This window comes from Rhodopseudomonas sp. WA056 (assembly GCF_010906995.1).
Classification (GTDB): domain Bacteria; phylum Pseudomonadota; class Alphaproteobacteria; order Rhizobiales; family Xanthobacteraceae; genus Rhodopseudomonas; species Rhodopseudomonas palustris_G.
Genome location: NZ_QPFS01000155.1, coordinates 1 through 9,627 on the forward strand (window position 1 = coordinate 1; position 9,627 = coordinate 9,627).

General features: G+C 64.3%; 8 protein-coding genes. 3 read left to right on the forward strand and 5 right to left on the reverse strand.

Annotation, left to right across the window (positions count from 1 at the left end; genetic code table 11):
• The 4 genes from DU475_RS21485 to DU475_RS21500 all read right to left on the reverse strand — a co-directional run.
• On the reverse strand, window positions 1–457 hold a 457-nt coding region (locus DU475_RS21485; protein WP_164633272.1), incomplete at its 3' end, for an alpha/beta fold hydrolase.
• Between the two features lie 608 nt (window positions 458–1,065).
• Window positions 1,066–1,809 carry a sulfate transporter family protein gene (locus tag DU475_RS21490; RefSeq protein WP_013500121.1) on the reverse strand — a complete coding sequence of 248 codons (744 nt, stop codon included), beginning with the start codon at window positions 1,807–1,809 and terminating at the stop codon, window positions 1,066–1,068.
• A gap of 89 nt (window positions 1,810–1,898) precedes the next feature.
• Window positions 1,899–3,731: a bifunctional isocitrate dehydrogenase kinase/phosphatase gene (aceK, locus tag DU475_RS21495; protein ID WP_164633273.1), complete on the reverse strand. Its 1,833-nt coding sequence runs from the start codon at window positions 3,729–3,731 to the stop codon at window positions 1,899–1,901.
• 352 nt (window positions 3,732–4,083) lie between these two features.
• Window positions 4,084–4,932, reverse strand: a complete 849-nt coding sequence (locus DU475_RS21500; protein WP_013500119.1) for an alpha/beta fold hydrolase — start codon at window positions 4,930–4,932, stop codon at window positions 4,084–4,086.
• Between the two features lie 220 nt (window positions 4,933–5,152).
• Here DU475_RS21500 and DU475_RS21505 point away from each other — a divergent pair, with 220 nt between their 5' ends.
• From DU475_RS21505 to DU475_RS21515, 3 genes are read left to right on the forward strand one after another with little or no spacing between them, the layout of a single operon-like run.
• Window positions 5,153–6,325: a DNA cytosine methyltransferase gene (locus tag DU475_RS21505; protein ID WP_013500118.1), complete on the forward strand. Its 1,173-nt coding sequence runs from the start codon at window positions 5,153–5,155 to the stop codon at window positions 6,323–6,325.
• Window positions 6,322–6,738 (forward strand): very short patch repair endonuclease, encoded by a 417-nt coding sequence (locus DU475_RS21510; protein WP_013500117.1) that lies wholly within the window; start codon window positions 6,322–6,324, stop codon window positions 6,736–6,738. The genes DU475_RS21505 and DU475_RS21510 overlap by 4 nt, the downstream gene beginning before the upstream one ends.
• A 4-nt stretch (window positions 6,739–6,742) precedes the next feature.
• Complete coding sequence (locus tag DU475_RS21515) at window positions 6,743–7,564, forward strand: hypothetical protein (protein WP_013500116.1); 822 nt, start codon at window positions 6,743–6,745, stop codon at window positions 7,562–7,564.
• A 6-nt stretch (window positions 7,565–7,570) separates the two neighbouring features.
• Here DU475_RS21515 and lepA read toward each other — a convergent pair whose 3' ends face one another.
• Window positions 7,571–9,382: a translation elongation factor 4 gene (lepA, locus tag DU475_RS21520; RefSeq protein WP_164633274.1), complete on the reverse strand. Its 1,812-nt coding sequence runs from the start codon at window positions 9,380–9,382 to the stop codon at window positions 7,571–7,573.
• Window positions 9,383–9,627: the final 245 nt, after the last annotated feature.

Below are 9,627 nucleotides of genomic sequence, written 5' to 3' on the forward strand. Positions count from 1 at the left end.
CGTCGAGACACATCCGCGCCAGCACGGCGGCTCCGGCCGAATGCCCGCCCACCACCACCGGACGGTGCCCCAGCGTGTGCAGCAGCGCGGCGAGACCCGACGCCATCCCGTCGAGCGACATCCGGGCGCGCTCGGGCGTTTCGCTGAAGCCGTGGCCGGGAAGGTCGGGCGCGATCACCGTGAAATGCTCGGCGAGCAGCGGCGCCAAGTGCCGCCACGAATGCGTCGACGCGCCGGTGCCGTGAAGTAGCAGCAGTGCGGGGCCATGGCCGATCTGCTGCACGTGCCAACGCAAGCCGGCCGCACGCACGAAGCTGCTGCCGTGGCGGTTTGGCCAATCGTGTCCGTCCCGCTCCCAATCGGGCCCGAGGTCGGACCTTACTGTCGCGGTCGCCACCGACGACGAGGTTTGATGAGGATCGTGCGCCGAATGAGGGACCAAGCCGATCGTCTCCATGGGGCCGCGAGGAATGGCGGCGCACCGGGACAAACGCAGTCCCGCCCAAGAGTTCCTTCGCCGACTGGATTTCACCACTCCACGCTGCATAAAGGTAATCGGTGCAGATAAGTCGGGCGCCGGCCGCCTCGTGCAACTAACAAGTTCAGCCGCGTGCCGATGCCAGGTTGACAGTCGATACGTCAAGCCTGCGCGACAACGGGCCTAACTAACAGCTTCGTCGTCGTACCGTATTGACACCCGGTGTCAGGCGCGGCCGACAGTTGGTCGACTCGCGAAGCGGATTTCCGCGGCGTGTCCAAAACCCGTCACGACCTGCGCCGGCGCCGCGCCAGGGGTTCTTTCGTGTATCCGCCGTGCGCAAACTAATTGATACTTGATCGCAGCTTGGAACGTCGCGATCCGGTGCGGGTTCAGCCTTCAGAACGTCCGGCGACCCGCACGGTGTCGCGGTCCCCTCAGGAGTGCTCAGCGATGAAGATGTCTCACCTTGCGAATTTCTTGATGATGATCGTCGGCGGCGCGGTGCAGGAGGTGTCGTCCGCGGTTCGCCGCAAGCTGCGGAACGTGCCGCAGAACCAATAGGGTCCGTCGCCTCTCCGTGCAGATCAGCGCAGCATGCTGCGCTGATCCGGCGCGATCACTTCGGGGCGCGATCCCGACAGCCGCTTGTGCAGATGCACCATGAAGGCCATGCCGAATAGCGGCGTCGCCAAGTTGACGATCGGGATCGACACGAAGGCGGCGATGATCAGACCGCCGATGAAAACCGTGGTGGCGTTGTCGCGCCGCATCGCCTTGGCTTCCGGCGCAGGACGGAAGCGCATCGCGGCGAGCTCGAAATATTCCCGGCCGAGCAGCCAGGCGGTGGCGACGAAGAACACGATCGCGCCTGCGCCGGCGAAGAACAAAAACGGCAGCGCCACGAGGTAGACCAGGATGGTCAGCAGCGCTGTTTTCACCGTCTCCCAGGTGGCGAGCCCGATCGGCAGCGCGACGCCCGGAGCTTCGTGCGGATAGGATGCGCGCTCGACGTGCTCGGCGGCCTCGTCGACGAAGATGCCGGCGACCAGCGAGGTCACGGCCGGCATCAGGAACACCGCGCCGACCACGATGCCGAGCCCGGCGGCGATCGACAGCACCCATGACAGGATATTCAGCGGGGTCTGGAAGCCGCCCAGCGCCGCCTCGGCCCAGAGCTCGCTCGACGTGGCGGCCCAGCTCAGCAGCCGCTGCAATCCGATCGCCGCCACCGCGATCAACGCCAGCGCAAAGCCGACCGATCGCCACAGGATCGAGCGCATCGGCGGCGACAGAATTTGGGTGAGCGCCTTGAAGGCGGCGTCGAGCATGGCGGCGTCCTCGTCCCGGAAAAACAGCCTCGCACAGGTAGAGACCGCACCGATGTTCGGCAAGGGCCGGAACGCTGGGGCGGGCGTGCCTACCGCCGCAGCCGCCGCGACGCCGGATAATTCATCACCTTCGGCACCTTGCCGTCGCGTAGCGCTTGCTGCATCCCTTCCCAATAGTCGGGCTGCATCAACTCGGGGTGCGCGTCGCGGAAGGCGCGGCGTAGGCCGGGATCGTCGATCCGCAGCCCCTCCAGCATCTCCTGCGGACGGAACACCATGCCGTTGTCGAACTCGCCGGGGATCGCGCCGTCGCGCCGCACCGTGACCGAGGTCAGCGGTTCGACCGCGTCGTAGTCGAACAGATACACCTTGCGGATGCGGCTGACGCCGTAATTGCGGCCGTCGAGATCCTTGTTGAAGATGTCGGCCGCGGCGTTGTTCTTGATGCAGTCGCCGAGATTGATCACCGCGGCGCGGGATTCGGCCGCGGACGCGTTGGCCAGATACAGCGGCAGCGGCGTCAGCTTGATCTGGACGATCAGATGCCGGAACACCAGTGCGCCGCGATCCAGCGTCACCGTGCCGATTCCGGCTTCCAGCAGTTCGTCGAGCAGATCGGGTGCGAACATCGCGCGGTCGAGCTTGACGTTGGAATAAATGATGTTGTCGAGCATCGAGCCGGCGCGGTCGATCTCGTGCACCAGATTGTATTTGCGCAGCACCGCGTCGAGGCCGTCGAAATAATCGAATTTGTAGTCGTCGGTCGGATGGTCGCGGATGATCTTCAGCACATAGGCCGACGACGGCATCGTGAAGGCGATCGCCACCGTTCCCTTGAAGCCCGGTGCGGTGGCCAGCTTCTCTTTGGTCCTGCGGTGCTCGGCCAAGATCTCGGTCATCACCGCGACCTTGCCGAGGTGATGGAAGCCGATGCAGGAATACTGCGTGCCGAGCGGCCGCTTCGGCATCAGCTCGTACAGCAGCCGGGCCAGCTCGTGATAGCGTGGATTGGTGGCGTGGTAGTTCGCCAGCGTCGAGGAAAACGCGTATTGCAGCTCGTCGCTGTCGGTGAGCACCGCGTCGACGACCAGCCCGTCCTTCTCGTTCAGCAACGCGATCAACAGCGGCAGGTTGCGCATCGGCATGTCGCCGCGATCGCGCAGTTTGATCCGGCCGACCAGGCAGGCGCCGCGGTTGCGGAAGAAGCCGGAGTCGGCGATTTCGATCTTCACCGGTTCGCCGGGCCGCGGCCCGAGCGGCTCCAGTGCCGTCTCGATTGCCTGCGCGGCGAGCGCGGCGTCACCGTCGCGATCGCGCCACGGTACGCTGAAGCCGGCCTCGTCGAGAATCCTGGCGATCACCTCGGCGGTGATCGGCAGCGTGGTGGTGGTCGTCTTCAGTACTGCGGCGGGCGAGGTAGTGCGCCGCGCGGTGGCGCCGGCGTCGTAGGACACCGGCCGCCATTCGTCGCTCACCAGCTTGCGGCGCAGCGACTGCCAGAACGCAAAGGCGAAATCGGCCTCGTAGCGGCCCTCGATCGCAGCCAGCAGTTCGGCCTCTGCGGTCGGCCAGAGTTGTTCGTCGGTGGTCAGCTCCGGCAGCCCGGCCTTCAGCAGCGGCACGAGCTGGTCGATGCAGGCGGTGTACAGCCCGATCCGGGTCTTCGACAGCCGTACCGTCACCGGCCAGTCGCGCGCCTCGAACGCGGCCTGCGCCAGCGCCGGAATCCGGCGCGACACCGCGTAATAATTGTCGAACGCCGACAGCACCACGCGCGCCAAGAGGCGCGCCTGATCGTCGGGATCGTCGGTGCGGTACAGCGCGTCGAGCAGATCGAAATCCGGCTCGGCGATCCGCGTGGCGTGCTCGATCTCGGCGGCGCCGAGCGGCCGGGTGCGGGGGTGGGAAATGGTGGCGGTCATTGCGTCGCGGGGTCAGCGCATCTCGTCATCTGGCGCCTCGGGTGGCTCGCCGGCGCCAGCATTTCAGCCAGCCGCCGGACCGAACCACCGGGGCGATTGGGCCATCATGGGGACTTTGGCGCGTCAAAGCGTGATCTGACGCAAAACACCCCCCGCCGAAAGACGGATGCGACAATCTGCCGGGGCGGTTAGGCGTGCAGTCGAGCGGTCTGAGTGACCGAGGTTGGCCGATCAGCGGGTGAGGCAGAGGACCAGCAACCGCGCGGTGTCCAGCCTGCCCGCGTGACGTCTTTGGGCTTCCAATATCACCGGGTGCGACAGCTATGACGCCGTCGCCCCGCTTCAGCCTGCCTCATGGCTGCGCGGGTGGCGGAGCGACGGAGGCGTTCGGCTCGATCTTCGGGGTCACGGTCTCGTTGGTCTCGAAGAACGTCAGCGCCGCTGCCGAGAAGCCGTCGGGGGTCTCGTACATCAGATGGTGCGTGGCGCCCTTGAACTGGACCAGCCACGCTCCCGGAATCGCGGAGGCGATCGTCTTCGAGCTGTCGGTGCCGACCACATCGTCGGCGGTGCCGACCACCAGCATCACCTGATTGGGGATCGCCGGCAGCTTGTCGAGCGGGGTCTTCCAGTGAGTAGTGGCTTCGACCTGCCGCGCCACGATCGGGTCGGCCGGCACCCTTCCGTGCAGCGCCTTGGCGACGTTGCTGCCGTCGGTCGAGGTGGCGTGGATCAGCGCCTTGTTGAAGCGGGTGGGATATTCCAGCAGCAGTTCCTGGGTGATGGTGCTGCCCATCGAATAGCCGAGCACGTCGCTGCGTTCGACCTTGAGCGCGTCGAGCAGGCCGATCACGTCGGCGGCGAACAACGGATAGCTGAAGGTGGTGTCGTTGGCGGTCGAGTGCCCCATGCCGCGATTGTCCATCAGGATCAGCTGATGGTTCTTCGACAGCGCCTCGACCACCTGGGGCGGCCAGTTCTCGGCGGTGCCGCCGAGCCCCATGATCATCACCATCGGCGCGCCCTGGCCGATCAGCCTGTAGCCGATCGAGATGCCGTTGGCGTCGACCTGATAGATCGTGCGACCGCCCGCGTCCTGGCCGATCGCCTTGCCGGCCGGTGCGATCGGATCGGCGAGGGCGGAGGTTGCGGTGAGTAGGAGTGCGCAAGCCCCAGAAATCAGAAACTGAGTCAGCCTCATCCAACCACCTCGAAGCGCCTCGACTCGCGGCCACATAGCAACCCTTCAAATCGTTGTCCTTGAGCGAGCGCCAATTCTGGTCGTCTGGAGAAAGGCGTTCAGGGCCTACGTCGCCTTCGGCTCGAGAACGCTGTTCCATCGGAATCGTCGACCTGCACCAAGCCGCCCAAAGCGGCTTGCCAAACGCGAACGATTCGGGAACATTGGTCGAGAGGGGACCATGAAAATTGCGGGACTTTTCGCCGGCGTCGGAGGCCTTGAGCTCGGTTTGCATCGAGCGGGGCACGACACGCTCGTATTCTCTGAAATTTGGGAGCCCGCGGGCGCCGTGCTCGAACGGCGTTTTGGCGGTGTGCCTAACGTCGGCGACGTGGCAAGTTTGAAGTCGCTCCCTGCGGATGTGGATCTGATGACCGCTGGCTTTCCTTGCCAGGATCTCAGCCAAGCTGGAAAGACGGCTGGAATCAAGGGACGGAAGTCTGGTTTGGTCAGTCACGTCTTCCGGCTGATCGACCGCAGCCGGCCGAAATGGGTTATGCTGGAAAACGTCTCCTTCATGCTGCGCCTCGACGCGGGCAGCGCCATGACCCGCCTGGTCACCGAATTCGAACAGCGTGGTTATCGCTGGGCCTATCGCGTGGTGAATTCGCTGAGCTTCTTGCCGCATCGCCGCGCCCGCGTGTTCTTCCTCGCGAGCCTCGAAGGAGACCCCGCCGATGTCCTTTTGGTCGACGACGCCGAGCCCGCCGAACTGCAGACCAATCTGCAGAGCCACGCCCACGGGTTCTATTGGACCGAGGGAACGCGCGGCTTGGGATGGGGACCGGACTGCGTGCCGACCCTCAAGAACGGGTCGACCATCGGCATCCCGTCGCCGCCGGCGATTCTGCTGACGAACGGCGAGATCGTTACCCCCGATATTCGTGATGCAGAACGGCTACAGGGCTTGCCCGCGGATTGGACGAAGCCGGCGGCGCAAGTTACGCGGGCATCTTTCCGGTGGTCACTCGTCGGAAACGCCGTGAGCACTCCGGTGGCCGCTTGGATCGGCAAGCGTCTGGTGAAACCTGGTCGATTCGATCCAGCGCGCGATGGTGCTGCCGTCGTGAAGGGAAACTGGCCGAAGGCCGCCAGATCCGATGGCGACGTTCGGCGCGAGGTGATGATTTCCGAGTTTCCGAAATGGGCCAAGCGGGAAAGCCTGCAAGATTTCCTGCGTCACCAACCAAATCTGCTGTCGGTACGCGCGACGGCCGGCTTTCTGTCGCGGATCGAAAAGAGCAGTCTGCGGTTCGTGCCTGGCTTCAAGGACAAGGTTCGTGCGCATCTCGAGCATGTGCGAGCAATCGACTCGTTCGTCGAACCGAGCCGTTTGCTTGTCGCGGCGGAATGACGTCTCCCGGCTTTGAAAGGCCCACGGACCCGGCCCGCTCCGCATTGATGCGGCGCGTCCGTCAGATAGGTACGAAGGCCGAAGACGAGGTGGCGGCGATCCTCCGTCAATCCGGTTTGCGTTTTCGCCGCAACGTCAAATCTTTGCCGGGGTCGCCCGATTTCGCCAACAAGACCAACCAATGGGCGATATTCGTCCATGGATGCTTCTGGCATCGTCACGAGGGGTGTCGTCGCACCACGACGCCGACCCGGAATCGGGATTTCTGGCTCGCCAAGTTCGCAGCTAATGTGAACCGAGACAAAATCAAAGCGCGATTGCTACGCGCGATGGGGTTCAAGGTTTTGACGATCTGGGAGTGCGAGACACGCAATCCCTCCAATGTGCGCCGCCGGCTGCAAAGGTTGCGATAGCTCCATGGCGAAGACCAAGAAGATTGCGAGAAAATTCGCGACCGACCAGGCGAACCTCTTGGAGAATTCGATCCGACGCGAGCTCGACTGGGCCGGGGACCGGAGCGTCGTCGAGAAAGGATCGGCGACCGACAAGAAGAACTACGCCGAGGGCCTCTCGCGTGCGCTGTCACAGCGCTTCGCCGACGCGCTTCGAAAGTCGTTCGACGGCATTTTGCCCGACGTCGATGGATTCGGCCAAGAATCGAAGGCGCGAACCGGCAAGGGTTTGAAGAAGCTGGACGTAAACTATTCCACCGTGGAATTGGGCCTCGGCCTCGGCGTATCGATCAAGACCATCAACTTCCGCGACGCCAAGACGAAGCGCTATACGAAAAACTACACACGAGTCGATAACGAGCTCCGAGCCGAAGCCGCGGACTACCACGAGCGACAGCCGTATGCGGTGCTGTCCGCGGTGGTGTTCATTCCGCTCGACGCTTGCGACGACGGAGGAAGTGCGCCGTCAAGTTTCGGCCAAGCCGTCCAGATCTTTCGCTACCGGGCGGGGCGCGAAAGACCGGTGGACGATGCGACGCTGTTCGAGCGGATTCTTGTCGGTCTGTACGATGCGGGCTCGCCGAGCTTCGGAACAACCGGGTTCTTCGACGTGATGGACGCGCCACCCCGCACGGGACGTCCTTCTTCGCTGATGACCTTCGAGGAAGCCATCGACAAGATCGTCGAGGCCTACGACGCACGAAACAAATCCGCGTTCAAATGGGCGGAGGGCGAAACCGAAATATTGGCCGCACCCGAGGCAGAGGACGACGAGGACGAAACGTAACGTCCCTCAACTATCCACCTTCAACGCCGCGATGAACGCTTCCTGCGGAATGTCCACCTTGCCGAACTGACGCATCTTTTTCTTGCCCTCCTTCTGCTTCTCCAGAAGTTTGCGCTTTCTCGTGATGTCGCCGCCGTAGCATTTGGCGGTGACGTCCTTGCGCAGCGCGCGGACGGTTTCGCGGGCGATCACCTTGCCGCCGATCGCCGCCTGGATCGGGATCTGGAACATGTGCGGCGGGATCAGCTCTTTCATCTTCTCGACCATGGCGCGGCCGCGGCCTTCGGCGCGCGTCCGGTGCACCAGCATCGACAGCGCGTCGACCGGCTCGGCGTTGACCAGGATCTGCATCTTGACGAGATCTGCCGGCTTGTAGTCGGTGAGGTGATAGTCGAACGAGGCGTAGCCCTTCGACACGCTCTTCAGCCGGTCGTAGAAGTCGAACACCACCTCGTTGAGCGGCAGGTCGTACTTCACCATCGCGCGGGCGCCGACGTAGGTCAGTTCCTTCTGATTGCCGCGGCGGTCCTGGCACAGCTTCAGCACGCTGCCGAGATATTCGTCGGGCGTCAGGATGGTGGCTTCGATCCACGGCTCCTGAATCTCGGCGATCTTGACCACGTCCGGCATGTCGACCGGGTTGTGGATCTCCATCTCGGTGCCGTCGGTGAGTTTCATGTGATAGATCACGCTCGGCGCGGTCGCGATCAGGTTGAGATCGAACTCGCGGCTCAGCCGCTCCTGGATGATCTCCAGATGCAACAGGCCCAGGAAGCCGCAGCGGAAGCCGAAGCCGAGCGCGGCTGAGGTTTCCATCTCGAACGAGAAGCTGGCGTCGTTCAGTCGCAACTTGCCCATCGCGCCGCGCAGCGTTTCGAAATCGTCGGCGTCGACCGGGAACAGGCCGCAGAACACCACCGGAATCGCCGGCTTGAAGCCCGGCAGCATCTCGGTGATCGGCTTCTTGTCGTCGGTGATGGTGTCGCCGACCCGGGTGTCGGCGACTTCCTTGATCGCCGCGGTGATGAAGCCGACCTCGCCGGGGCCGAGCTCGTCGACATTGACCATCTTGGGCGTGAAGAAGCCGACCCGCTCGACGTCGTAGGCGGCGCCGGTGCCCATCATCCGGATGCGCTGGCCCTTCTTCAGCATGCCGTCGACCACGCGCACCAGCACCACGACGCCGAGATAGACGTCGTACCAGCTATCGACCAGCAGCGCCTTCAGGGTGGCGTCGCGGTCGCCCTTCGGTGGCGGCAGCCGGGTGACGATCGCCTCCAGCACGTCGGGCACGCCGAGGCCGGTCTTGGCCGAGATCATCACCGCGTCGGAGGCGTCCAGCCCGATGACGTCCTCGATCTGCTGCTTGATCTTCTCCGGCTCGGCGGCCGGCAGGTCGACCTTGTTGAGCACCGGGACGATTTCGTGATTGGCGTCGAGCGCGTGATAGACGTTGGCGAGCGTCTGCGCCTCGACGCCCTGGCTGGCGTCGACCACCAGCAGCGAGCCTTCGCAGGCGGCGAGCGATCGCGACACCTCGTAGGCGAAGTCGACGTGGCCGGGGGTGTCCATCAGATTGAAGATGTAGTCCTTGCCGTCCTTGGCTCGGTATTTCAGGCGCACGGTCTGCGCCTTGATGGTGATGCCGCGCTCGCGCTCGATGTCCATCGAATCGAGCACCTGCTCCTTGCCGGCCATTTCACGGTCGGACATGCCGCCGGTGATCTGGATCAGGCGGTCGGCGAGCGTCGACTTTCCATGGTCGATATGGGCGACGATGGAGAAGTTGCGGATGTTGTCGATCGGGACGGTGGTCATGGCCGCGAGATAGCACCCGGACTCCGGCCCGGCAAGGCGAACGGACGGCGCAAAGCTCCGAAAAACCGCCGGTTTTGCCGCGCTTGACGGGGCCGGCCGAAGCGGATGATGTCCGCCGCGCTACGCCTCCAGCCCAGGGCCCGGATGTCCGCCAAGTCCCCTCCCCGCCGCGCATTCGCCCCGCTGACGCGCTGGCTCGATGCCCTGCTCGATCCCAAGCGGCAGGAGCTTACCGTCGTCTGGAC